The organism is Janthinobacterium sp. HH106 (assembly GCF_001758725.1).
Classification (GTDB): Bacteria; Pseudomonadota; Gammaproteobacteria; order Burkholderiales; family Burkholderiaceae_D; genus Janthinobacterium.
On the sequence record NZ_LRIC01000048.1, the window covers coordinates 82,906 to 104,566 of the forward strand.

Sequence of the window (21,661 nt, forward strand, 5' to 3'; positions counted from 1 at the left end):
ACGACGGCATACGTATTCTGGCACCGTGGTGGCGCATCGTGGCGGTCACCGGAAAAGCTGCCTTGGTTTTGTACTTGTTTTGGTATTGTATTGGATTTGGGTTTTTGCGCAAGTGGTTATTAAGTGGTATTGCTCCACTTGCGCAAACACCGTATCAATCGAGGCGCTGGAACGAGGCCGATTGCGCCTTGGGCCAGTACAGACCGAACACGGGCGGCAGCTGCGGCAGCTGGCTCGGGTCGAGCAACTGGCCCGCTTCCAGGAAGGGCAGCAGGGCGGACGCCAGTTTCACCTGATTCGGCGAGATGCGCCGCACCAGGTGGTGCGGACGCAGTTCCTGCGGATGCGCCAGGCCGGCGGCGGCGATCAGTTCGGCCAGCGCCTTCATGGTGTTCTGATGGAAGTGCGCCACGCGGGCGATCTTGTCGGGCACCACCAGCGCGCGCTGGCGCTGCGGGTCTTGCGTGGCCACGCCCGTGGGGCAGCGGTCCGTGTGGCAGCTTTGCGACTGGATGCAGCCCAGCGCGAACATGAAGCCGCGCGCCGAATTGCACCAGTCGGCGCCCAGCGCCAGCAAGCGGGCAATGTCGAAGGCCGTGATGATCTTGCCCGAGCAGCCGATCTTGATCTTCGCGCGCAGGTTGGCGCCCACGAGAGTGTTATGCACGAGTACCAGCGCTTCCTGCAGTGGCGTGCCCACGTGGTCCGTGAATTCCAGGGGCGCCGCGCCCGTTCCCCCTTCGCTGCCGTCGACGACGATGAAGTCGGGCGTGATGCCCGTTTCCAGCATGGCTTTCACGATGGCGAAGAATTCCCACGGATGGCCGATGGCCAGCTTGAAGCCCGTCGGCTTGCCGCCCGAGAGCGTGCGCAGGCGGTCGATAAAATGCAGCATTTCCCGTGGCGTGGAAAAGGCGCTGTGCGCGGCCGGCGAGACGCAATCCTCGCCCACCATCACGCCGCGCGTGGTGGCGATCTCGATCGTCACTTTCGGGCCGGGCAGCACGCCGCCGTGGCCCGGCTTGGCGCCTTGCGACATTTTCAGCTCGATCATCTTGACCTGCTCCGAGCTGGCGTTGGCGATGAAGCGCTCTTCCGAAAACGTGCCGTCCTGATTGCGGCAGCCGAAGTAGCCGGAGCCGATTTCCCACACCAGGTCGCCGCCGTTTTTGCGGTGGTAGGGGCTGATGCTGCCTTCGCCCGTGTCGTGCATGAAGCCGCCGCTGCGCGCGCCGCCGTTCAGGGCCAGGATGGCGTTGGCCGACAGGGCGCCAAAGCTCATCGCCGAGATATTGAAGACGCTGGCCGAATACGGCTTGGCGCGCGGGCAGTCCGGATGGTTGCCGATCTCGATGCGGAAATCGTGGCCCGTGACCTTGGCGGGGGCGATGGAGTGGTTGATCCATTCGTAGCCTGCTTCATACACGTCGAGCTGGGTGCCGAACGGGCGCTTGTCCGTCTGCTCCTTGGCGCGCTGGTAGACGATGCTGCGCTGGCTGCGCGAAAACGGCGTCGCCTCGCTGTCGCTTTCCAGGAAATACTGGCGGATTTCGGGGCGGATGCTCTCAAAAAAGAAGCGGAAGTGCGCGAGGATGGGGTAGTTGCGGCGCAGGGCGCGCTTCGTTTGCAGCAGGTCGCTGATGCCGACCAGGGTCAGCGCACCGGCCAGCACGGGCAGCCAGTAATGGTCATAGTAAAACAGGGACAGGACAAAGATGGCTGCCGTCGCAATGAAGGTCAGGTAGCGAAATGGTACTAGGTGCATGGGCACTCCGGGAAAGTCAGACTGATATTGCTGAGTCTACCTTCGATTCACGGAACGTGCTGGTGGGAAAGAACGCGGCGCCCATAGGACGCCGCGCACGGTACTTAGCGTTGTGCGGCGCGGATGCGTGCGATGCGCTCAGTGCTGGCCGGATGGCTCGACAGGTAGGGCGTGCCATGGTCCAGCTTGCCCAGGGCGACAAACACCTGCGCCAGGTGTTCCAGGGGAATACCGTTCTGGCGCAGCATGGCAATCGCGTAGTCGTCCGCCTCGCGCTCGACATCGCGCGAATACTTCAAGTCCAGCAGCAGCGGCGGCAAGGTCGCCACCACGGTCGACACGTCGCCAAACAGCAGCGCCGCGCCGGCGCCCACGGCCGAGGTCTGGATCAGGCGGCGCGTCAGGTGGCGCTGCTGCAAATGGCCCAGTTCATGCGCCAGCACGCCCATGATGGCGTCGTCGTCCGGCATCAGTTCCACCATTTCATCGGTCAGCACGATGTCGCCGGACGGCAGGGCGAACGCGTTCGGACCGATCTTGCTTTTGCGGAAAACGATGCGGTGCGCGGGCGCGCTGTCGCCGGGCGTTGCCAGGCGCGCGAAACGGGCGCGCAAGGCTTGCTGGCGCGCGCCATCGAGCTTGCTTGCCTCAAACACGTGGCCGTCGAGGAAATCGAGCACGCCCTGGCCCAGCTGGCGCTCGACGGACTGGGGAATCGCATACGCGACGCCCTTCGCCACCACGGGCAGCAGGTACTGATAGCTGAGCCACAGGGCCAGCACGGTGGCGACCGTGGCCAGCAGGGCGCCGCGCCAGCTTTGCTGCAGCCGCACCACCCAGCCGTCGCGGTGGCCCGTCTCATGCAGCACGTCGTTGAAGGCCGCCTGGTCGGCGATCTCCAGGTAGGCGCCGTCGGGAAAGCTGACCTTGCGCACGGCGTGGCTGCTGCGTTCGGACACGTGCAGCTCGCCCAGCGGGCAGCTGCGCTCGATATCGCCGGCCAGCACGGCCATGCCATCGCGCACGCTGAGCGTGACGTGGTACAGGCGCGAGGTCTGGCCGTCGAAATAGCGCGCGGGCACGGGGACCGCGCCCGGCGCGTGGTGATCGAGCGTCATGCTACAGCGACAGGTCGAAGTCCAGCAGATCGACCATGCCTTCGCCCGTGGCAGAGACTTGCTCGCCGGTGGCGGCGACAAAGGCGTCCAGGCTGCCGTGCACCAGCATCGACGTCGCTTCCAGGCGGTACTTCAGCCAGCGCACCTGGGCGAATGGCGAAAACAGGCCCAGGGTGACGACGATACCGAGCAGGTTGGTCAGCATGACGAACGTGGTGCGGCCCCAGGTCAGCTGCGACTGGAACTGGTGCTGCTGCAGGCGCGTATGGTTCCAGATCAGGTTCTGGATCATGGTCAGGAACAGCGGCAGCACGATAAAGGCCCACGCATACAGGGCCGCCACGGCGCCGAAGATGCTGCCGGCCTTGGTGACATCGTTGGCATCGGTGGCAAAGGTGGCGAAGACGCTGGCGAAGACGACAAAGATCAGGACCAGGAAACCGGCCAGCAGCAGGGCGAAGAACAGCAGATAGGTCTTGTAGAAGCTGCCAACCGAGGCGTCAAAGCTGAAATTGGTGCTGCCGAAGCGGCTCTGTGTGTGCTGGAAGCGCTTCAGGCGCTGGTGCAGGAACGGCGTCATCAGGCCAGCCGTGAAGGTGTTCAGGATGGGCAGCCACAGGAAGTATTTGTAGGCTTCGCTGGCGCTGCCGTCGAAGCCGAAGCGGATGCCGCGGTAGCTGGTGTTGTAGAGCTTGAACTGCAGGCTTTTCCAGACCAGCCATGGCAGCACGGCCATCATCAGCACGAGCATGATCAGGCCGACGATGGGCGAGATCTGGAAGGCGATGTTGTAGCCGCCGATCAATACCACTGCCGCGATGCGGCCCTTCAGGATAGCGACGGCATTGCCGTGGTATTCGAAGCTGCTGCCAGCGAGGTGGGTGCTGGAATAGAAATAGCGGTTGCGGCGCACCTTGGCCCAGGCGGAATAAATGCCCAGGGTGACAATGCTCAGCAGCAGGTTGACGATCCAGATACGGAAGTATTCGCTGCCGGTGGCGCTGAAGGTAATGGCTTCACGCTTGGGCGTGGTGTTGTTGGTATCGAAATCCACGGGGGAGTTTCCTTACTTATTGGAAACAAAACAAGATAAGGGAAGATTGAAAAGTTATCAATTGAAAATAGTGTTTTTCGCAATTATTTTTTGGTGTGCGGCCCCTGTCGCCGCGATTTTCCCGTCCCGGCTATACTGGGACTCAACCATTGCCAACGGAAATCGCCATGATCGTCGTCCACCATCTGAACAATTCGCGCTCGCAGCGCGTGCTCTGGCTGCTCGAGGAGCTGGGCCTCGACTACGAGGTCAAACGCTACCAGCGCGACCCGAAAACCATGCTGGCGCCCGCTTCGCTGAAGGCCGTGCATCCGCTGGGCAAGTCGCCCGTGATCACGGACGGCGCGAACACCATCGCCGAATCGGGCGCCATCATCGAGTATCTGGTCGAGCGCTACGGCAATGGCCGATTGATACCGGCGGCGGGCACGCCCGAGAAGCTGCGCTGGACCTATTGGCTGCATTTCGCGGAAGGCTCGGCCATGCCGCCGCTGCTGATGAAGCTGGTGTTCGACAAGGTCGAATCGTCGCCGATGCCGTTTTTCGTCAAACCGATCGCGCGCGGCATCGCCAGCAAGGTCAAGAGCAGCTTCATCACGCCCAATATCAACAGCCAGCTGGCCTACATGGAAGCGGAACTCGAGAAAAGCAAATGGTTTGCCGGCAATGAATTCACGGCGGCCGACATCCAGATGAGCTTTCCGCTGGAAGCGGCCGCCATGCGCGGCGGGCTCGACGAGCGCCTGCCGAAGCTGACGGCGTTCCTGCAGCGCATCCATGCGCGGCCGGCCTACCAGCGTGCGCTGGAAAAAGGCGGGCCCTACGATTTCGCAAAGTAGGCGGCGTTGACGGGCTATGCGCGGGGCGCCATACGGTAAAATGATCGATTCAACCAGTATCCATTTACCGCATGGCCAGACTCCTCGCTATCGACGGCTTGAATATCGTACGCCGCGTCTACGAAGCCAGTCCTGAACCCGATTCCGACCTGAAGGCGGAGATCGCGCTGCGCCATGCGCTGTCGTCGTTTCGCACCCTCATCAACGACCATGAGCCGACGCACATCCTGCCGGCCTTCGACTTTGGCGGCCCGACCTGGCGCCACGCCCTGTATGCCGGCTATCGTGAAGGGCGCCAGCCCATGCCGCAAGTGCTGCGCGACGCATTGCCCGGCTTTTACGCCACCCTGGCCAGCTTCGGCATGCACGTGGTCAGCATCCCCGAGGTCGAGGCCGACGACGTGATCGGCACGGCCGTAATGCGCTGGCTGCACGAGGGGCGCGGCGCGGCCGTCATCGCCACCACCGACAAGGATTTGCACGGTCTGATCGCCCACGGCGCGCTCGTGTGGGACCATTTCAAGGGCGTCTGGCACGACCACGCCTGGGTCGAGAAAAAGTTCGGCGTGCCGCCGGAACTGCTGCCCGACCTGCTGGCGCTGATGGGCGACGTCACCGACAGCATTCCCGGCGTGTCGAAGATCGGCCTGAAGACGGGCGCGAAACTGTTGCGCGCTTACGGCAATATCGACGCCGTGATGGCCGGCGCGGGCATTTTGCCCGGCACGCTCGGTGAAAGCCTGCGAAAAGAGCGGGAAATACTGTATCTTTCAAGAAAGTTGGTCGAACTCAAGACCGACGTGACGTTGGGCGTCACCTGGAACAAGCTGGCGTGGGAAAAGTAGAGCGCCCAAAAAAAGCTCATGGCGTTGTTGCCTTGCCTCGTCGTACATTCGTACTGCCTTCGGCAACGCGCCTAGCCCTGAGCATTTTGATGGGCGCTCTCTGAGTGGAACTCGCAATAGAAAATCAAGCAAGGGAAGTAATCATGATGTTAAAGACAGTCCTGATCGATAGCAGCGCCGTGGCGCGCGGCCTGCTGAACACGGTCCTGACCGATGGCGGCTACGATGTCTGCGGGCAGACGCATACGAGCGCGCTGGGCTTGGCCCTGCTGGTCAAGCACCATCCGCATTTCGTCTGCATCGCGCGCGAGCAGGTGGAAGATGGGACGAATATTGTGCAAACCATCCGCGCCCAGTATCCGAAGACGCTCATTTTCATGGTCTCGGGCGGCATCGACGCGGCCTCGCTGCAGGCGGCCCACGCGATGGGCGTGTCGGGCTTCATCGTGAAACCGTTCATGGCCGACACGGTCCTGAAAACCGTGCGCAATACCGTCATTGCGATGGTGCGCAAGCAGCAGGCCTTGGCCGCCGCTGCGCAAGGCAACAACTCCTAGACGCCGGCCAGGCCCGTCGCACTGGCGATGATGCCGCCACCGAGGCACACATCGCCGTCGTACAGCACGGCCGACTGGCCCGGCGTGACGGCCCATTGCGCCTGGTCGAAGGCCAGGCCGAAGTGTTCATTTCCCTCCGGCAGCAGCTGGCAAGCCACGTCGGCCTGGCGGTAGCGCGTCTTGGCGGACAGGGCGCCTGCCTGCGGCGCCGTGCCGGCGACCCAGCTGGCCTGATCGGCCGTCAACGATGGCGACAGCAGCCACGGGTGGTCGTGGCCCTGTACCACCCACAGGGTGTTGTTGACGATATCCTTGCGCGCCACATACCAGGCGTCGCTGCTGCCGTCCGCGTTCTGGTACGACTTCACGCCGCCGATGCCGATGCCCTTGCGCTGGCCCAGGGTATAAAAACTCAGTCCCACGTGTTCGCCCACCGTCTTGCCGTCGGCCGTTTTCATCGGGCCCGGCTTGTACGACAGGTAGCGGTTCAGGAATTCGCGGAACGGGCGTTCGCCAATAAAGCAGATACCCGTGGAATCCTTCTTCTGCGCGTTCGGCAGCGCCAGTTGCTCGGCGATCTGGCGCACCTGCGTCTTCGGGATTTCACCGAGCGGAAACAAGGTCTTGGACAACTGCGCCTGGTTCAGGCGGTGCAGGAAATAGCTTTGATCCTTGCTGGCGTCGACGGCTTTGAGCAGTTCATAACGGCCCGCATCGGTCGGCGCCTGGCGCACGCGCGCATAGTGGCCGGTGGCGATCAGGTCGGCGCCCAGGGTCATGGCGTGGTCGAGGAAGGCCTTGAACTTGATTTCGGCGTTGCACAGCACGTCCGGATTCGGCGTGCGGCCGGCCTGGTACTCGCGCAGAAAATCGGCGAACACGCGGTCCTTGTATTCGGAAGCGAAATTGACGGCTTCGATATCGACGCCGATGACGTCGGCCACGCTGGCCGCGTCGATCCAGTCCTGGCGCGTGGAGCAGTATTCCGAATCGTCGTCATCTTCCCAGTTTTTCATGAACAGGCCGATGACTTCATAGCCTTGTTCCTTCAGCATCCATGCCGCGACCGAGGAATCGACCCCGCCCGACATGCCGATCACGACTTTCTTCTTGCTCATCTTGCTTTCCAGTGTACTTTAATAATATGGCAATGCGTATTGCTATGCGCTATTGAAAACGGACGCATGCGTGTGCAGCAGGGCCAGCGGCGCGCGCCGGCCAGCCAGGTATTCGTCCACGCACTGCAGCACCAGCGGACTGCGGTGGCGCTCCTGGCACGCCGCCAGCTCGTCGCGCGTCATCCACAGGGTGCGGATGATGCCTTCGTCCAGCGGGCGATCGTGTTCGGCGCCGGCCGTGCCGCAAAAGGTGAAGCGCAGATAGGTCACGTCCTCGCCCGTGCGCAGTGACTGGTAGCGCGACATGTACATGCCGACCAGTGCCGTGGGAATGAAATCGTAGGCCGCTTCTTCCAGCGTTTCGCGGATCACCGCCTGTTCCAGCGACTCGAACGGGTCGAGGTGGCCGGCTGGCTGGTTGAGCTTGATGCCTTCGCTGGTCTCTTCTTCAATCAGTAAAAACAGGCCATCGCGCTCGACGATGGCGGCCACGGTGACAGAGGGTTTCCAGATTCTCGGCATGATTCCATCCTTGAAAGAGCCGACATTTTATCTTGTTCTGCGCGCGCGGTTTGAAGCCGGCCTTTTGTTGCGCGGACATATTGATAAATGACAACGTTTTAGCAAATAGCGGTGGGAGGTACTTACGTCTTTCCCGGGGAGCGCACTAGCATGGGGGCTTAGTTGGCAAGATGGCAGGAAGCGCCCGCTAATATAGGCTTTCCCTGTGGTCAAAACAAGCGCGCACGCTTGCTCGACTGTGGTGAGATTGACACACCTTTCCCACAATATGGGCGCCGCGCCGCATGGTGAAACAAATCATGGATGCGGATGAAATTAGTGTCGTACGACTAAAAGTTGCTGGTTCACAAACGTTTAACGCGCTGCTTTCCGTGTTAGATTCTAGTCAGTTTATCAATTAGCGGAGGCATCATGAGGATAGGCATACCGGCCGAAACACGGCCTGGTGAAACCCGGGTGGCAGCCACGCCCGAGACAGTCAAGAAGCTGGCAGCCAAGCATCAAGTCGTCGTGCAGTCGGGGGCGGGCGTGCAAGCCTCGATTCCCGACGAGGCGTATGCCGCCGCCGGCGCGCAGATCGGTACCGCCCAGGAAGCCTATGGCTGCGCCATCGTGCTGAAGGTGCGCGCACCGGACGCCGGCGAACGGGCCCTGATGGCCAGCGGCACGGTGCTGATCGGCATGTTGAACCCGTTTGACGCCGACAATATCGCCGCCATGGCGACGGCCGGCCTGTCCGCCTTCGCCCTCGAAGCCGTGCCGCGCATCACGCGCGCGCAGTCGATGGACGTGCTGTCGTCGCAGGCGAACATCGCCGGCTACAAGGCCGTGCTGGTGGCGGCGAATACCTATCAGCGCTTCATGCCCATGCTGATGACGGCGGCCGGCACCGTCAAGGCGGCCCGCGTGCTGATCATGGGCGTGGGCGTGGCCGGCTTGCAGGCGATCGCCACGGCCAAGCGCCTCGGCGCCGTCATCGAGGCGTCCGACGTGCGCCCGCCCGTCAAGGAGCAGGTGGAATCCTTGGGCGCCAAGTTCCTCGACGTGCCTTTCTTGACCGAGGAAGAAAAGGAAATCGCCAAGGGTTCGGGCGGCTATGCGCGCGCCATGCCGGCCGACTGGATGCGCCGCCAGGCCGAACTCGTGCACGAACGGGCGAAACTGGCCGATATCATCATCACTACCGCGCTGATCCCCGGCCGCGCCGCGCCCGTGCTCATTTCCGAAGAGACGGTGAAGGCCATGAAACCGGGCTCCGTCATCGTCGACCTGGCCGTCGAGCAGGGCGGCAATTGCCCGCTGTCCGAACTGGGCAAGACGGTCGTCAAGCACGGCGTCTACATCGTGGGCGAGCCGAACCTGGCGACCCTGGTGGCGGCCGACGCCTCGGCCCTGTATGCGCGCAACGTGCTGGACTTTTTAAAGCTCATCATCGACAAGGACGATCAATTGCTGATCGACCGCGAGGATGAAATCATCAAGGCCAGCCTGGTTTGCGCAGGCAATGACATCCTCAGAAAATAACGCGGCGCCGGAGAGAACAACATCATGGAAATCAGTCACACCATCACCAACCTGATCATCTTCGTGCTGGCCATTTATGTCGGCTACCACGTCGTCTGGACCGTCACGCCGGCGCTGCATACGCCGCTGATGGCCGTCACCAATGCCATTTCCGCCATCATCATCGTCGGCGCCATGCTGGCGGCCGGCCTGACCGATGGTCCGCTGGCGCAAGTGGCCGGTACCCTGGCCGTGGCGCTGGCCGCCGTCAATGTGTTCGGCGGCTTCCTCGTCACGCAGCGCATGCTCGAGATGTTCCGTAAAAAAGAACCGAAGGCCAAGCAAGGAGCAAAAGAATGAGTCACGCCATGAGCTTCGTCACCATGAACCTGGTGACGATGATGTACCTGATCGCCTCGGTGTGCTTCATCCAGGCCCTGAAAGGCCTGTCGTCGCCATCGACGGCGCGCCGCGGCAATGCCTTCGGCATGAGCGGCATGGCCATTGCCGCCGTCACCACCGTCGCGCTGATCCTGAAACTGAAGGAACAGCAGACGGGCGGCATGGGCCTGACCCTCGTCATCATCGGCATCGTCACGGGCGGCGCCATCGGCGCCTACCTGGCGAAGACCGTGGAAATGACGAAGATGCCGGAACTGGTGGCGGCCATGCACTCGCTGATCGGCCTGGCGGCCGTGTGCATCGCCGTGGCGGCCGTGTCGGAACCGTGGGCCTTCAATATCGCGAAACACGGCGAGGCGCTGCCCATCGGTAACCGCTTCGAACTGTTCATCGGCACCTTTGTCGGCGCCATCACGTTCTCCGGTTCCGTGATCGCCTTCGGCAAGCTGTCGGGCAAATACAAGTTCCGCCTGTTCCAGGGCGCGCCCGTCAGTTTCAAGGGCCAGCACATGCTCAATCTGGTGCTGGCGCTGGTGATGGTGGGCCTGGGCCTGGCGTTCTGCTTCGCCGACGGGGTGGAGCCGGCCTGGACGCCGTTCGTCATCATGACCCTCATCGCCTTCGCGCTGGGCGTGCTGATCATCATCCCCATCGGCGGCGCCGACATGCCGGTGGTGGTATCGATGCTCAACAGTTACTCGGGCTGGGCTGCTGCCGGCATCGGTTTTTCGCTGAATAACTCGATGCTGATCATCGCCGGCTCATTGGTCGGTTCGTCCGGCGCGATCCTGTCGTACATCATGTGCAAGGCCATGAACCGCTCGTTCTTCAACGTCATCCTGGGCGGTTTCGGCGGCGATGCGCCGGCCGCAGGCGCAGCCGGCGCGCAGGAACAGCGCCCGGTCAAATCGGGTTCGGCCGACGACGCCGCCTTCATCATGAGCAATGCGGAAACCGTCATCATCGTGCCCGGCTACGGCCTGGCCGTGGCGCGCGCGCAGCACTCGTTGAAAGAACTGGTGGAAAAGCTCACGCACAAGGGCGTCACCGTCAAGTACGCGATCCACCCCGTGGCGGGGCGCATGCCGGGCCATATGAACGTGCTGCTGGCCGAGGCGGAAGTGCCGTATGACCAGGTCTTCGAGATGGAAGACATCAACGGCGAATTCGGCCAGACGGACGTGGTGCTGGTGCTGGGCGCGAACGACGTCGTCAACCCGGCGGCGAAGGACCCGAAATCGCCGATCGCCGGCATGCCGATCCTCGAAGCCTATAAGGCCAAGAGCATCATCGTCAACAAGCGCTCGATGGCGTCCGGCTATGCGGGCCTGGACAACGACCTGTTCTACCAGCCGAACACGATGATGGTGTTTGGCGACGCCAAGAAGGTGATCGAGGATATGCTCAAGGCAGTCGAATAAGCGGTATTTTTTGCCGTAGGTCGGATTAGCGGGGCAAAGCCCCGCGTAATCCGACGTATTGGGGCCAACAATGTTGTCGGATTACGGCCTTCGGCCTCGGCGGCCCCGCCTAATCCGACCTACGCTTGTCTTCAGGCGGCGACGACTTTATTGCGTCCCTGGTGCTTGGCCGCGTACAGGGCCTTGTCGGCATCCGACATGGCCGCGTCCAGGCTGGCGCCGGCCGTCAGGGAGGCCACGCCGATGCTGATGGTCACCTGCAGTTCGCCGCCATCGGGCAAAGGCGTGATGGCGGCGGCCACGGCGGCGCGGATGCGTTCGGCCACCTTGTGCGCCTGCCGCAGGCTGGCGTCGGGGAACAGCAGGCCGAACTCCTCGCCGCCGAGGCGCGCCGCCACGTCGGTGATGCGTCCCGTGTCGCGCAGTGCCTGCGCCACCGTGCGCAGCACGGCGTCGCCCACGGCATGGCCGTAGCGGTCGTTGATCTTCTTGAAATGGTCGAGGTCGGCCACGCCCACGGTCAGGGCGGCGCCGCTGCGTGCCGCGCGCGCCATCGCCTGCTCGGCTTGCGCTTCATAGGCGCGCCGGTTGGGCAGCGACGTCAGCGCATCGTGCAGCGCCTGCTGTTCCAGCTGCGCCAGCAGGCTGGCGTTCTTTGCCGCCAGTTCGCGCCGTTCGCGCACGTCGAGCAGGAAGGCGCCGAAATAGCGGATGCCGTCGACCACGCCCAGGTCCAGCGCCTTCATTTCGATGGGTATCATTTGCGTGTCGCGGTGGCGGATGGCGAATTCGCGTATCTTGCCCAGCACGCTGGAGGTGCGCGAGCTGCGGATGTAATTGATCACGTGGTTGTCGTGCTGCGCGCCGACGGCGTCGGGTAGCAGGCCGTTCAGGGTCTGCCCCAGCAATTCCCCGCTGGCATAGCCCGACAGCGCCTGCATGGCGCCATTGATATAGCGGATGCGGCAATGTTCATCGATGATGATGACGGCGTCGAGGGCGTCTTCCAGCAGGCGGGAAAAGAGCACTTCGGGAAGAGCGGCAGGCGGTGCTGCGGGCAATGCATCTGTCATGGAACGGTCGCCAAAAACCAGGTGACAGCCATTGTCGCATCCGCAGGCCGTTTACTCCATGCCGGAGATGTTCCCTGTTTCTTTTTCGCCCGTGCCCTTTACTTATTGTTAAGGTTCAGCGGCGGCCGTACATCATCAGGGTGGCCAGGCTTTTGCGCGCGGGGCTGAAAACGTCCAGCAAGCCCAGCGACAGGCCCAGCAAGCCTTGCGTGGGGGCGCTGCCCGTGAAGATGCGCGCCATGGTGTCGGTGACGCGCACGGTCAGGCCCCGGTCGGCCTGGCGCAGGCTGGCGTAGCGTTCCAGCCCGGCCGGGCTGCTGTCCTGCGCCAGCACGCGGGCCAGCACGGCGGCGTCGCGCAGGCCCAGGTTCAAGCCCTGTCCCGCCACCGGATGCAGGGTTTGCGCCGCATTGCCGATGGCGACCGTGCGCGCCGTGCCGTTCGCCTGCGCGTTCAGGCCCAGCGGATAGGCCAGGCGCGCCGTCGTGTGCGTAAAGCGTCCCAGGCGGCTGCCGAAGGCGGCGCCCAGGCGCGCCAGGAAGGCAGCGTCGTCCAGGGCCAGCAATTGTTCGGCGCGCGTGGGCGGCACGCACCACACCAGCGCGTAGCCGTCGTCCTGCGGCAGCAGCGCCAGCGGACCCTCGTCGGTGAAGCGCTCGTAGGCGCGATGCGCGATGGGGGCGCTTGTACGCACATGGGCAATGATGGCGCTTTGGCCATAATCGCGGCTGACGGCGCGTTCCGGTTGCTGGCCGAACAGGCCGCCCTCGGCCTGCACCAGCAGGCCGGCGCGCAAGCTCGATGCGGCGCCTTCCTGTTCCAGCTGCACGCTGACGCCATCGGCATCCTCCGCGCTGCCCGTCACCAGCGCCGGACGCAGGCTGGCCACGCCCAGGCGCTCGCACACGTCGGCCAGCGCGCTGACGACGGCGCCGTAACGGGCCACGTAGCCGAGCGCCTCGACGCCATGCTCGCTGCGGTCCATCAGGCTGCGCCCGAACTGGCCGCGGCGCGACACGTGGATCTGGTGGATAGGCGTCGCCTCCACGGGCCAGGCGCCCGCTTCCTCGAGTATCTGGCGGCTGCCGTGCGACAGGGCGATGGTGCGCGGGTCGCGCCGGGCCTGCTCGATGGATTTGGCGTCGAGCAGGGCGATGCCGGCGGCGCGGCTGCCGCGCTGCACCAGCAGGGCGGCCAGGGCCATGCCGACGGGGCCTGCGCCGCAGATGGCGAGATCGAAAGTGGACGGTGTATGCATGCGGCGGGGTTAATCCTGTGACATCAGTTGTTCGATTTCAGCGACGCTCCTGGGCGCCGAGCTGAAGACTTCATGGCCTTGCGGCGTGACCAGCACATCGTCTTCGATGCGGATGCCGGTATGCCAGAACTGCTCCGGCACGCCCGTACCCGGACGCACGTAGATGCCCGGTTCGACCGTCAGCACCATGCCCGCTTCGAGCGCGCGCCACGGCTTGCCGGGCGCATCCGTGTCGCGGTAGGCGCCCACGTCGTGCACGTCCATGCCCAGCCAGTGGCTGGTGCCGTGCATGTAGAAGGGCATATAGGCCTTGTTGGCGATGACGTCCTGCACGCCGCCGCTTTTTTGCCGGTCCAGCAAACCCAGGTCCAGCATGCCTTGCGCCAGCACCTGCACGGCCGCTTCGTGGATGGCGCTGTGCGGCAAGCCGGGGCGCACCATGTCCAGCGCCGCCTGCTGGGCCGCCAACACCAGTTCGTACAGCGCCCGCTGCGGGCCGCTGAAACGGCCGTTGACGGGCCAGGTGCGCGTGATGTCCGAGGCATAGCCATCGAGTTCGCAGCCGGCGTCGATCAAGACCAGCTCGCCGTCTTTTAATACCGCGTTATTGGCGCTGTAGTGCAGGATGCAGGCGTTGCCGCCGCCCGCGACGATGGAGGAATAGGCGGGAAACTGCGCGCCGCTGCGCCGGAATTCGTACAGCATCTCCGCTTCCAGCGCATATTCGTGCAGGCCGGGCCGCGTGGCGCGCATGGCGCGTACGTGCGCGGCGCTGGAAATGGCGGCGGCGCGGCGCATCAGTTGCTGTTCCTGCGTGTCTTTCAGCAGGCGCATGGCGTCGAGCATGCCATTGATGTCATGCGCGATGGCGGGCGCCGTGACGCCGCTGCGGGCCTTTTGCCGCACATTGTGCCGCCAGAGCTTCACCTGCGCATCAAGGCTGCCGCCCAGCGCATAGTAGATGGCGGGAGAGTCGGCCAGCAGGCGCGTCATTTCGACGTCGAGTTCCTCGATGGGGAAGGCGCTGTCAAAGCCGAAGCTGATGCGCGCCGCCTCGGGGCCGTGGCGGAAACCGTCCCAGATTTCGCGCTCCGTATTCTTGGCGCGGCAAAACAGGATGGCGCGCGCCGGGGCTGTGGCGCTGGCGGCCACGAGGGCAACGGCGCTGTCGGGTTCCGTAAAGCCGCTCAGGTAATAGAAATAGCTGTCGTGGCGGTACGGATAATCGCAATCGCTGTTGCGCGGCACTTCGGGCGCCGTGGCGAGGATGGCCACGCTGCCCGGCAGCATCTGCGCCAGCAGCGCCGCGCGCCGTGCCGCGTAATTGGCCATCATGCCGCTGGCGCCTTCGCTGTCACACCGTTGAGTACATCGAGCTGCGCCGGCGTACCCACATTCGTCCACTCTCCGGTATAGACTTCGCCGCCCACGCGGCCCTGGTCCGCGTACTGGCGCAGCAAATCGCCCAGTCTGGCGTGGCTGCCGGGCTCGATGCCGTCGAACATTTCAGGACGGTACACGCCGATATTGGCGAAGGTCCACTTGGTTTCGTCCGTATTGTTGATCGAGAACAAGGTCAGGCCGAAGTCGCCCTTGGGATGGAAGTCGGGATTGGGCACCAGGTAGGTCCAGGCGATGTCGCGCTGGTCGGCCGGATACGGCGTGCCCAGCACATCCTTGTCGGCCAGCACGTCGAGCACTTGCTTGAAGTCGAAATACGGGCAATAGATGTCGCCGGAAATGGCGAGAAATGGTTCCTCGCCCAGCAAGTGCCGCGCCTGGGCGATGCCGCCCGCCGTTTCCAGCGGCGTGGTCTCGGGCGAGTACGCGATGCGCGCGCCATACGCGCTGCCGTCGCCCAGGGTTTCCTCGATCAAATGGCCCAGGTGGGAATGGTTGATGACGATGTCCGTGATGCCGGCGCGCACCAGATTCAGCACATGCCAGACGATCAGCGGACGGCCGCGCACTTTCAGCAGCGGTTTGGGACAGGTATCGGTAAGCGGACGCATCCGTTCACCGCGGCCTGCGGCAAAGATCATGGCTTTCATGGGTATTCGTTTTCTGATTTATTTTGTAAATTGCTCTGAAGTCATCAGAATGTATAGCCCACTTGTGGGGCCTTGTTTTCCAGGGCGTCCAATAAGCGCACCAGCGGCTTGAGTTCCGTGTAGCGATTGGCCGTCTTGCGCACGTAGTCGAGCACGGTCGGCAGGTCGCCCATGTACAGATCCTTGCCGTCGCGGTAGTTCAGGCGCGCGAACAGGCCGAGGATTTTCAGGTGGCGCTGCAGGGCCGTGAATTCGAAATCGCGGTAGAAGGCGTCGATGTCGGGATTCACCGGCAAGCCCAGCTGCTTGGCGCGCTGCCAGTAGCGGATCACCCAGTCGAGCACCAGTTCCTCGTCCCACTGGATATACGCGTCGCGCAGCAGCGAGGCGATGTCGTAGGTGACGGGACCGAAGACGGCGTCCTGGAAGTCGAGGATGCCGGGATTGGGGATCGAACCATCGTTGATGTGCATCAAATTGCGCGAATGGTAGTCGCGGTGCATGAATACTTGCTGCTGCGACAAGATATTCGCCGTGATGGCTTCGAAGACCTTGTCCAGCTGGGTTTGTTGTACATCCGTCAAGGTGGCGCCCAGGTGCTTGCCGATGAACCATTCCGGGAACAGATTCATTTCGCGCAGGATGAAGGCGCGGTCGAATTCGGGCAGCACGTCGGGGGCGCTGGCCAGCTGGATTTTCATCAAGGATTCCAGCGCTTCGGCGTACAGCACGCTGGCGTTGTCGTGGTTCAGGGCGTCCAGATACGTGGTCGTGCCCAGGTCGGACAGCAGCAGGAAGCCCTGTTCCAGGTCTTGCGCGATGATGTCGGGCACGGACACGCCGGCGCCTTTCAGCAAGCCGGCCACCTTGACAAAGGCGGGCACGTTTTCGCGCTCGGGCGGCGCATCCATGGCGATCAGTGTCTTTCCTGGCAATGTTGTGTTGCTTGGCAGCACATCGAGACGGTAGTAGCGGCGGAAGCTGGCATCGCTGGAAGCGGGACGGGCGGATTCGGGCGCGACGAGGTTAAGCGAGGTCAACCAGGCTTTCAACAGGGTCAGGCGAGCGTCGGCGGAGACCGGCGCGGTGGAGGAATTGGGGGAGAATGACATTAAGCGGCCTGTGGAATCGGGTTGATGGTGCAGATTCCCATATAATAAGGGATTCAAATCAAAAAATCGCCTGTCAATGGTGCTTGCCCCTTCCAATTCATGAGCTGGTTTTCGGCCTCCCCCCCTTCGCAGCGCTGGGCTTTCGCCATCAGCGCGCTCGTCGCCGCCACGACGGTGCCTGTCCACGCCCAGAAAGCACCGCGTCCGGTTCATGTGGAAGATCCCGACGCGCCTACCGTCATGACGGCGAACAGCATGAACGGTCGACCGGAAAGAGAGATCAATCTCGACCAGAATGTCGTGATTGAGCGCGGAAAAACCACAAAAATGACGGCCGATACAGCTTGTTACAAACAAGTTGAAGATCAGTTCGACGCCGAGGGCCATATCAAGATGTGGCGTTTCGGCGATTATTACACGGGTGACGTCCTGAAGCTGAACATGGAGACCGGCAAGGGTTTCCTGCTCAACCCGACTTACCGCTTCGCAGTGGGCGGCGGCCAGGGCAAGGCCGAGCGCGTCGACTTCATCAATCCAGACGAAGCCAATGTTATCGAAGGCACCTACAGTACCTGCGAAGGGCCGAATCCGGACTGGTACCTGAAATCGAGCACCTTGAACCTCGATACGGGCCGCGACGTGGGCACGGGCAGCAAGACCATCATCTATTTCAAGGACGTGCCGATCCTGGGCACGCCGGGCATGTCGTTTTCGCTGTCGGGTGCGCGCCGCTCGGGCTGGCTGGCGCCCACGCCGGGCTTTGCCTCGAAGAACGGTTTCGAGCTGCTGATGCCGTATTACGTGAACATCGCGCCGAACCGCGACCTGACCCTGTATCCGCGCTACATCCAGCGGCGCGGCATCCAGCTCGGTGCGACGGGCCGCTACATGGGCGAGACGGATGCCGGCTTGTACAGCGGTGAAACGTCGTTTGAATTTTTGCCGAACGACAAGCAGACCAAGACCAACCGCTACATGATCAAGTCCAAGCATGAGCAGGCGCTGGCCAAGGGCTGGACTTACAGCTGGGATCTGCGCGAGGCGTCGGACGATAATTACCCGAACGATTTTTCGAAAACCGTCGCCACCGCCACCGAGCGCCAGTTGCTGCGCGAATTGCGCACCGATTACCGTACCGAGGACTGGAGCCTGACGGCGCGCGTGCAGAATTACCAGGTGCTGCAGGATCCCAATCCCAACGTGGTCGTGCCACGCCCGTATGACCGTTTGCCGGCGGTGAACTTCCATGCTGGCAAATACGATGTCTGGGGCGGTTTCGACTGGACCTTTGACGCGGAAGCGACGCGCTTCGCGCATCCGACACAGGTGCAAGGCTCGCGTCTCGTGGCCGTGCCGCAGGTGAGTTTTCCCATCATGCGCCCTGGCTACTTCATCACGCCCAAGCTGATGCTCAATGCCAGCGCGTATCAGCTCGACAATGACGCCCGGACCAAGGCGCTGTTTAAAACTACCTCGTTTACGCGCGCCGTGCCGACCTTCTCGGTCGACAGCGGCCTGGTGTTTGAACGCGACACGAATCTGTTTGGCACCAAGGGCGGCACGCAAACCCTGGAGCCGCGCCTGTTCTACGTCTACACGCCGTACCGCGACCAGTCGCAGTTTCCGAACTTCGATACGGCCGATGGGACGTTCAACCTGACGCAAATCTTCACGGAAAACCGTTTTGTCGGCAGCGACCGCATCGGCGACGCCAACCAGGTCACGGCCGCCGTCGTATCGCGTTTCCTGCAATCGGACGGCACGGAGCGCATGCGCCTGACCTTCGGTCAGCGTTTCTATTTTGCCGACCAGCGCGTGCAGCTCAATTCGACGACGCCCGTCAACCAGTCGCGTTCCGATATCCTGCTGGCCGCAACGGGCCGCGTGTCCGAGACTTGGACCGTCGACAGTCTGGTGCAGTACAATCCCAGCGATCGCCAGTTGATGAGCTACAACTACACCTTGCAATATCAGCCTGGTGCCAAGAAAGTATTGAATTTCAGTAACCGTTTTCAACGTGGCGTGCTGCGTAATGCGGAAGTGTCGACGCAGTGGCCGTTGACGGACCGCCTGTATGGCGTGGGCCGCATCAGTTACTCCATCAAGGATCGCAGCATGCTGGAAAGCCTGGTCGGCCTCGAATACAAGGGTGACTGCTGGGTGTTCCGCATGGGGGCACAGCGTTTCGTGACGACGACCAAGACTGTCTCGACGCCGATCTTCTTCCAGCTGGAATTGACGGGCTTGTCGAGTGGCCTGGGCCTTGGTGCGAATGGCCTGGAAACTTTTACAAAAACTATCCCTGGTTACCAGACATTGAGCCAGCCACTCCGTTAAGATAGTCACCGTTGCCGCCGCCGGTGTCCCCGGCGCTGGCACAAACCGGTTTTTTTATTCACCTGAACTCATGAGCGCTCTACACATTATGCGTAATGCCAGTATGCACCAACTCAAAATTGCAACGGTTTTGTTGTGCGCCATTTCCGGCGCCACGACCAGTAGTGTCTGGGCGCAACAGGCTGCGCCAGCGCCTGCGGCCAAGCCCGCTGCCGCTGCCCCAGCGCCTGCGGCCAAGCCCGCTGCCGCTGCCCCAGCGCCAGTCAAGGGCTTCACGCCCCCTGCGTCGAGCAGTGGCCAGACCATCGACTCCATCGCCGTTGTCGTCAATGACGATGTGATCACGCGCAATGAAGTGGCGGCCCGCATCAAGAGCGTGGAGCAGCGCATGAAGGCGCAGAATATCCCGCTTCCCGACCCTGCCGACCTGCGCCGCCAGTTGCTCGAACGCATGATTGTCGAGCGCGCGCAAATGCAGCTGGCCAAGGAAATGGGTGTGCGCGTGGATGACCTGACCCTGGACCGCGCGATAGGCCGTATTGCTGAACAGCAAAAGATGACGGTGCAAGAGCTGCGCAACCAGATGGAAAAGGAAGGCACGCCGTTTGCGACCTTCCGCGAAGAAATCCGCGATGAAATCATCATGCAGCGCCTGCGCGAGCACGAAGTCGACGCCAAGATCCAGATTTCCGATTCCGAAGTGGATAACTTCCTGGAAGCGGAAAAAGCGGCAGCCAGCGAACAGGTGGAGCTGAACCTGGCGCAAATTCTCGTGCGCATTCCGGAAAATTCCAGCCCCGAACAAATCGCCGCGCGCCGCGCGCGCGCCGAAGAAGTCAGCCGCCAGCTGCGCACGGGCGCCGATTTCGCCAAGATGGCCGCCACCTATTCCGACGCCAGCGATGCGCTGAGCGGCGGCGATATCGGCTGGCGCCAGAGCGACCGCCTGCCGCCCCTGTTCACGGAACAGTTGCTGAAATTGAAGCCAGGCCAGATCACGCCTATCATCAAGAGCAACACGGGCTTCCATATCCTGAAGCTGGTGGACCGCCGCAGCGCTGCCGAGGCACAAGCTGTCGCCGCCGTGCAGCAGACGCATGCCCGCCATATCCTGCTGAAAGTGACGCCAACCCTGTCGGCGGCCGAAGCCAAGCGCAAACTGCTGGAATTGAAAGAACGTCTCGACAACAAGGCCGCCAAGTTCGAAGACCTGGCCCGTTTGTTCTCGAACGACGGTTCCGCGGCCAAAGGCGGCGACCTGGGCTGGCTGTATCCGGGCGACACCGTGCCGGAATTTGAAACGGCGATGAATGCGCTGAAACCGGGCGAAGTGAGCCAGCCGATCGAATCGAGCTTTGGCTTCCATCTGATCGAAGTGCTGGAACGTAAGAGCGACGACGTCTCGAAAGAGAAGAAACGCGCTGCCGCACGCAATGCCTTGCGCGAACGCAAGCTGGAAGAAGCGACGGAAAACTGGGCGCGCGAAGTGCGCGACCGTGCTTACGTCGAATTCCGCGCGGACGACCAGTAATGCTGCTGACTGATTGCGCATGAGTAACTTGCCTGTTGTACGCCGCCCGGCCATCGCCATTACCTGTGGCGAACCGGCCGGTGTCGGTCCGGAAATCTCGATACGCGCCGCCTGGGCCATGCGCAATGAAGTCAACTGCATCCTGCTGGGCGACGCCGCCTTCCTGGCGCTGACGGCCAGCCTGATCGATCCGGAGATCCGCCTGGCGGCGCTGTCGCTGCAAGCCGTGCGCAACAGCGGCTTGCCCCAGTTCGGTCCCGGCCGCCTGGCCGTGATCGATATTCCCACTGTGAACAATGTCATTCCTGGCGTGCTGGACAAGGAAAACGGGCGTTCCGTGCTCGCTACCCTGGACGCGGCCGTGGAGGGTGTCCAGGCGGGCTGGTTTGGCGCCATGGTCACGGCCCCCTTGCAAAAGAGCACGATCAACGACGCGGGCGTGGCCTTTTCCGGCCATACGGAATACCTGGCAGAAAAAACCGGCACGCCGCAAGTGGTGATGATGCTGGCCGGCGAACCGGGCCACGGCGAGCCGACCCTGCGCGTGGCGCTGGCCACCACGCATTTGCCATTGAAGGACGTGTCCGCTGCCATCACGATGGACAGCCTGGCCGTCACGCTGGATATCATTCAGCTTGATTTGCAACAGAAATTCGGCATCGCCGCGCCGCGTATCCTCGTCACCGGCCTGAACCCGCACGCGGGCGAGGGCGGGTATCTGGGACGCGAGGAAATCGATGTCATCACCCCGGCGATTGCCGCGGCGCAAGCGCGCGGCATCGATGCGCGCGGACCGTACCCGGCCGACACCTTGTTCCAGCAAAAATATCTGGCGGACGCCGACTGCGTGCTGGCCATGTACCACGACCAGGGTTTGCCGGTGCTGAAATACGCGACCTTCGGGCGCGGCATCAATATCACCCTGGGCTTGCCGCTGATCCGCACCTCGGTCGACCACGGCACGGCGCTGGACCTGGCCGCGCAAGGACTGGGCCTGGCCGATTGCCACAGCATGGAGCAAGCCCTGCAAACGGCGCTCGACATGCTGCGCGCCAGTACCCCGACCAGAGCGTAGGTCGGGTTAGCCGCAAGGCGTAACCCGACGCTGCCTGCTCAACGATCCCGCCGGCCTGTGCCGGCTTTACCGCATTGATA

19 protein-coding genes are annotated in these 21,661 nt (G+C 62.9%); 9 read left to right on the forward strand and 10 right to left on the reverse strand.

Annotated elements, in window-relative coordinates; translation table 11 throughout:
- Positions 1–154: 154 nt before the first annotated feature.
- From JAB8_RS17895 to JAB8_RS17905, 3 genes are all read right to left on the reverse strand, one after another.
- Complete coding sequence (locus tag JAB8_RS17895) at positions 155–1,765, reverse strand: FMN-binding glutamate synthase family protein (protein WP_070220608.1); 1,611 nt, start codon at positions 1,763–1,765, stop codon at positions 155–157.
- Positions 1,766–1,869: 104 nt separating this feature from the next.
- Positions 1,870–2,883 carry a M48 family metallopeptidase gene (locus JAB8_RS17900; protein ID WP_070220606.1) on the reverse strand — a complete coding sequence of 338 codons (1,014 nt, stop codon included), beginning with the start codon at positions 2,881–2,883 and terminating at the stop codon, positions 1,870–1,872.
- A gap of 1 nt (position 2,884) precedes the next feature.
- Positions 2,885–3,937: a YjgN family protein gene (locus tag JAB8_RS17905; protein ID WP_070220604.1), complete on the reverse strand. Its 1,053-nt coding sequence runs from the start codon at positions 3,935–3,937 to the stop codon at positions 2,885–2,887.
- Between the two features lie 167 nt (positions 3,938–4,104).
- Here JAB8_RS17905 and JAB8_RS17910 point away from each other — a divergent pair, with 167 nt between their 5' ends.
- The 3 genes from JAB8_RS17910 (at position 4,105) to JAB8_RS17920 (ending at position 6,178) form a co-directional block, all read left to right on the forward strand.
- Positions 4,105–4,776: a glutathione S-transferase gene (locus JAB8_RS17910; protein ID WP_070220602.1), complete on the forward strand. Its 672-nt coding sequence runs from the start codon at positions 4,105–4,107 to the stop codon at positions 4,774–4,776.
- Between the two features lie 71 nt (positions 4,777–4,847).
- Complete coding sequence (locus JAB8_RS17915) at positions 4,848–5,621, forward strand: 5'-3' exonuclease (RefSeq protein WP_070290831.1); 774 nt, start codon at positions 4,848–4,850, stop codon at positions 5,619–5,621.
- A 146-nt stretch (positions 5,622–5,767) separates the two neighbouring features.
- On the forward strand, positions 5,768–6,178 hold the full coding sequence (locus tag JAB8_RS17920; protein WP_070220767.1) for a response regulator: 411 nt from the start codon (positions 5,768–5,770) through the stop codon (positions 6,176–6,178).
- On the opposite strand, the gene mnmA is transcribed toward JAB8_RS17920, so the two are convergent.
- Positions 6,175–7,296, reverse strand: a complete 1,122-nt coding sequence (mnmA, locus tag JAB8_RS17925) for a tRNA 2-thiouridine(34) synthase MnmA (protein ID WP_070220598.1) — start codon at positions 7,294–7,296, stop codon at positions 6,175–6,177. The genes JAB8_RS17920 and mnmA overlap by 4 nt on opposite strands.
- A 42-nt stretch (positions 7,297–7,338) precedes the next feature.
- On the reverse strand, positions 7,339–7,818 hold the full coding sequence (locus JAB8_RS17930) for an NUDIX hydrolase (protein WP_010401817.1): 480 nt from the start codon (positions 7,816–7,818) through the stop codon (positions 7,339–7,341).
- A 411-nt stretch (positions 7,819–8,229) separates the two neighbouring features.
- Here JAB8_RS17930 and JAB8_RS17935 point away from each other — a divergent pair, with 411 nt between their 5' ends.
- The 3 genes from JAB8_RS17935 to JAB8_RS17945 are packed head-to-tail and all read left to right on the forward strand — an operon-like array spanning position 8,230 to position 11,144.
- Positions 8,230–9,342 (forward strand): Re/Si-specific NAD(P)(+) transhydrogenase subunit alpha, encoded by a 1,113-nt coding sequence (locus JAB8_RS17935; protein WP_070290832.1) that lies wholly within the window; start codon positions 8,230–8,232, stop codon positions 9,340–9,342.
- A gap of 24 nt (positions 9,343–9,366) precedes the next feature.
- Entirely contained in the window at positions 9,367–9,681 is a 315-nt protein-coding gene (locus JAB8_RS17940) for an NAD(P) transhydrogenase subunit alpha (protein WP_034745644.1), read from the forward strand.
- Positions 9,682–9,689: 8 nt separating this feature from the next.
- The gene (locus JAB8_RS17945; RefSeq protein WP_070220594.1) at positions 9,690–11,144 is read left to right on the forward strand and encodes an NAD(P)(+) transhydrogenase (Re/Si-specific) subunit beta; all 1,455 of its coding nucleotides are present in this window, start codon (positions 9,690–9,692) and stop codon (positions 11,142–11,144) included.
- Positions 11,145–11,275: 131 nt separating this feature from the next.
- On the opposite strand, the gene JAB8_RS17950 is transcribed toward JAB8_RS17945, so the two are convergent.
- The 5 genes from JAB8_RS17950 to JAB8_RS17970 form a co-directional block, all read right to left on the reverse strand.
- Positions 11,276–12,217: a sensor domain-containing diguanylate cyclase gene (locus JAB8_RS17950; protein WP_083287797.1), complete on the reverse strand. Its 942-nt coding sequence runs from the start codon at positions 12,215–12,217 to the stop codon at positions 11,276–11,278.
- A 115-nt stretch (positions 12,218–12,332) separates the two neighbouring features.
- Positions 12,333–13,475 carry a UbiH/UbiF/VisC/COQ6 family ubiquinone biosynthesis hydroxylase gene (locus JAB8_RS17955; RefSeq protein ID WP_070290834.1) on the reverse strand — a complete coding sequence of 381 codons (1,143 nt, stop codon included), beginning with the start codon at positions 13,473–13,475 and terminating at the stop codon, positions 12,333–12,335.
- Positions 13,476–13,484: 9 nt separating this feature from the next.
- Positions 13,485–14,807: an aminopeptidase P N-terminal domain-containing protein gene (locus JAB8_RS17960; protein ID WP_070291056.1), complete on the reverse strand. Its 1,323-nt coding sequence runs from the start codon at positions 14,805–14,807 to the stop codon at positions 13,485–13,487.
- Complete coding sequence (murU, locus tag JAB8_RS17965) at positions 14,807–15,526, reverse strand: N-acetylmuramate alpha-1-phosphate uridylyltransferase MurU (protein WP_070290835.1); 720 nt, start codon at positions 15,524–15,526, stop codon at positions 14,807–14,809. Before murU ends, JAB8_RS17960 begins: the two co-directional genes overlap by 1 nt.
- A 44-nt stretch (positions 15,527–15,570) precedes the next feature.
- Positions 15,571–16,638 (reverse strand): phosphotransferase, encoded by a 1,068-nt coding sequence (locus JAB8_RS17970; protein WP_070290836.1) that lies wholly within the window; start codon positions 16,636–16,638, stop codon positions 15,571–15,573.
- 99 nt (positions 16,639–16,737) lie between these two features.
- Here JAB8_RS17970 and JAB8_RS17975 point away from each other — a divergent pair, with 99 nt between their 5' ends.
- The 3 genes from JAB8_RS17975 (at position 16,738) to pdxA (ending at position 21,581) form a co-directional block, all read left to right on the forward strand.
- On the forward strand, positions 16,738–18,975 hold the full coding sequence (locus JAB8_RS17975) for an LPS-assembly protein LptD (protein WP_070290837.1): 2,238 nt from the start codon (positions 16,738–16,740) through the stop codon (positions 18,973–18,975).
- 103 nt (positions 18,976–19,078) lie between these two features.
- A complete protein-coding gene (locus JAB8_RS17980) occupies positions 19,079–20,506 on the forward strand; it encodes a peptidylprolyl isomerase (RefSeq protein ID WP_254679541.1) in 1,428 nt (475 codons plus the stop codon).
- 19 nt (positions 20,507–20,525) lie between these two features.
- Positions 20,526–21,581, forward strand: a complete 1,056-nt coding sequence (gene pdxA, locus JAB8_RS17985; RefSeq protein ID WP_070220570.1) for a 4-hydroxythreonine-4-phosphate dehydrogenase PdxA — start codon at positions 20,526–20,528, stop codon at positions 21,579–21,581.
- The last annotated feature ends 80 nt before the right edge of the window (positions 21,582–21,661 follow it).

Coding starts and splice junctions, on each gene's coding strand:
- mnmA (WP_070220598.1), bottom strand. CDS start 7,296: ATGAGCAAGAAGAAAGTCGTGATCGGCATGTCGGGCGGGGTCGATTCC.
- JAB8_RS17975 (WP_070290837.1), top strand. CDS start 16,738: ATGAGCTGGTTTTCGGCCTCCCCCCCTTCGCAGCGCTGGGCTTTCGCC.
- JAB8_RS17980 (WP_254679541.1), top strand. CDS start 19,079: ATGCACCAACTCAAAATTGCAACGGTTTTGTTGTGCGCCATTTCCGGC.
- JAB8_RS17895 (WP_070220608.1), bottom strand. CDS start 1,765: ATGCACCTAGTACCATTTCGCTACCTGACCTTCATTGCGACGGCAGCC.
- JAB8_RS17950 (WP_083287797.1), bottom strand. CDS start 12,217: ATGACAGATGCATTGCCCGCAGCACCGCCTGCCGCTCTTCCCGAAGTG.
- JAB8_RS17935 (WP_070290832.1), top strand. CDS start 8,230: ATGAGGATAGGCATACCGGCCGAAACACGGCCTGGTGAAACCCGGGTG.
- JAB8_RS17920 (WP_070220767.1), top strand. CDS start 5,768: ATGTTAAAGACAGTCCTGATCGATAGCAGCGCCGTGGCGCGCGGCCTG.
- JAB8_RS17945 (WP_070220594.1), top strand. CDS start 9,690: ATGAGCTTCGTCACCATGAACCTGGTGACGATGATGTACCTGATCGCC.
- pdxA (WP_070220570.1), top strand. CDS start 20,526: ATGAGTAACTTGCCTGTTGTACGCCGCCCGGCCATCGCCATTACCTGT.
- JAB8_RS17970 (WP_070290836.1), bottom strand. CDS start 16,638: ATGTCATTCTCCCCCAATTCCTCCACCGCGCCGGTCTCCGCCGACGCT.
- JAB8_RS17910 (WP_070220602.1), top strand. CDS start 4,105: ATGATCGTCGTCCACCATCTGAACAATTCGCGCTCGCAGCGCGTGCTC.
- JAB8_RS17930 (WP_010401817.1), bottom strand. CDS start 7,818: ATGCCGAGAATCTGGAAACCCTCTGTCACCGTGGCCGCCATCGTCGAG.
- JAB8_RS17940 (WP_034745644.1), top strand. CDS start 9,367: ATGGAAATCAGTCACACCATCACCAACCTGATCATCTTCGTGCTGGCC.
- JAB8_RS17955 (WP_070290834.1), bottom strand. CDS start 13,475: ATGCATACACCGTCCACTTTCGATCTCGCCATCTGCGGCGCAGGCCCC.
- murU (WP_070290835.1), bottom strand. CDS start 15,526: ATGAAAGCCATGATCTTTGCCGCAGGCCGCGGTGAACGGATGCGTCCG.
- JAB8_RS17915 (WP_070290831.1), top strand. CDS start 4,848: ATGGCCAGACTCCTCGCTATCGACGGCTTGAATATCGTACGCCGCGTC.
- JAB8_RS17900 (WP_070220606.1), bottom strand. CDS start 2,883: ATGACGCTCGATCACCACGCGCCGGGCGCGGTCCCCGTGCCCGCGCGC.
- JAB8_RS17960 (WP_070291056.1), bottom strand. CDS start 14,807: ATGGCCAATTACGCGGCACGGCGCGCGGCGCTGCTGGCGCAGATGCTG.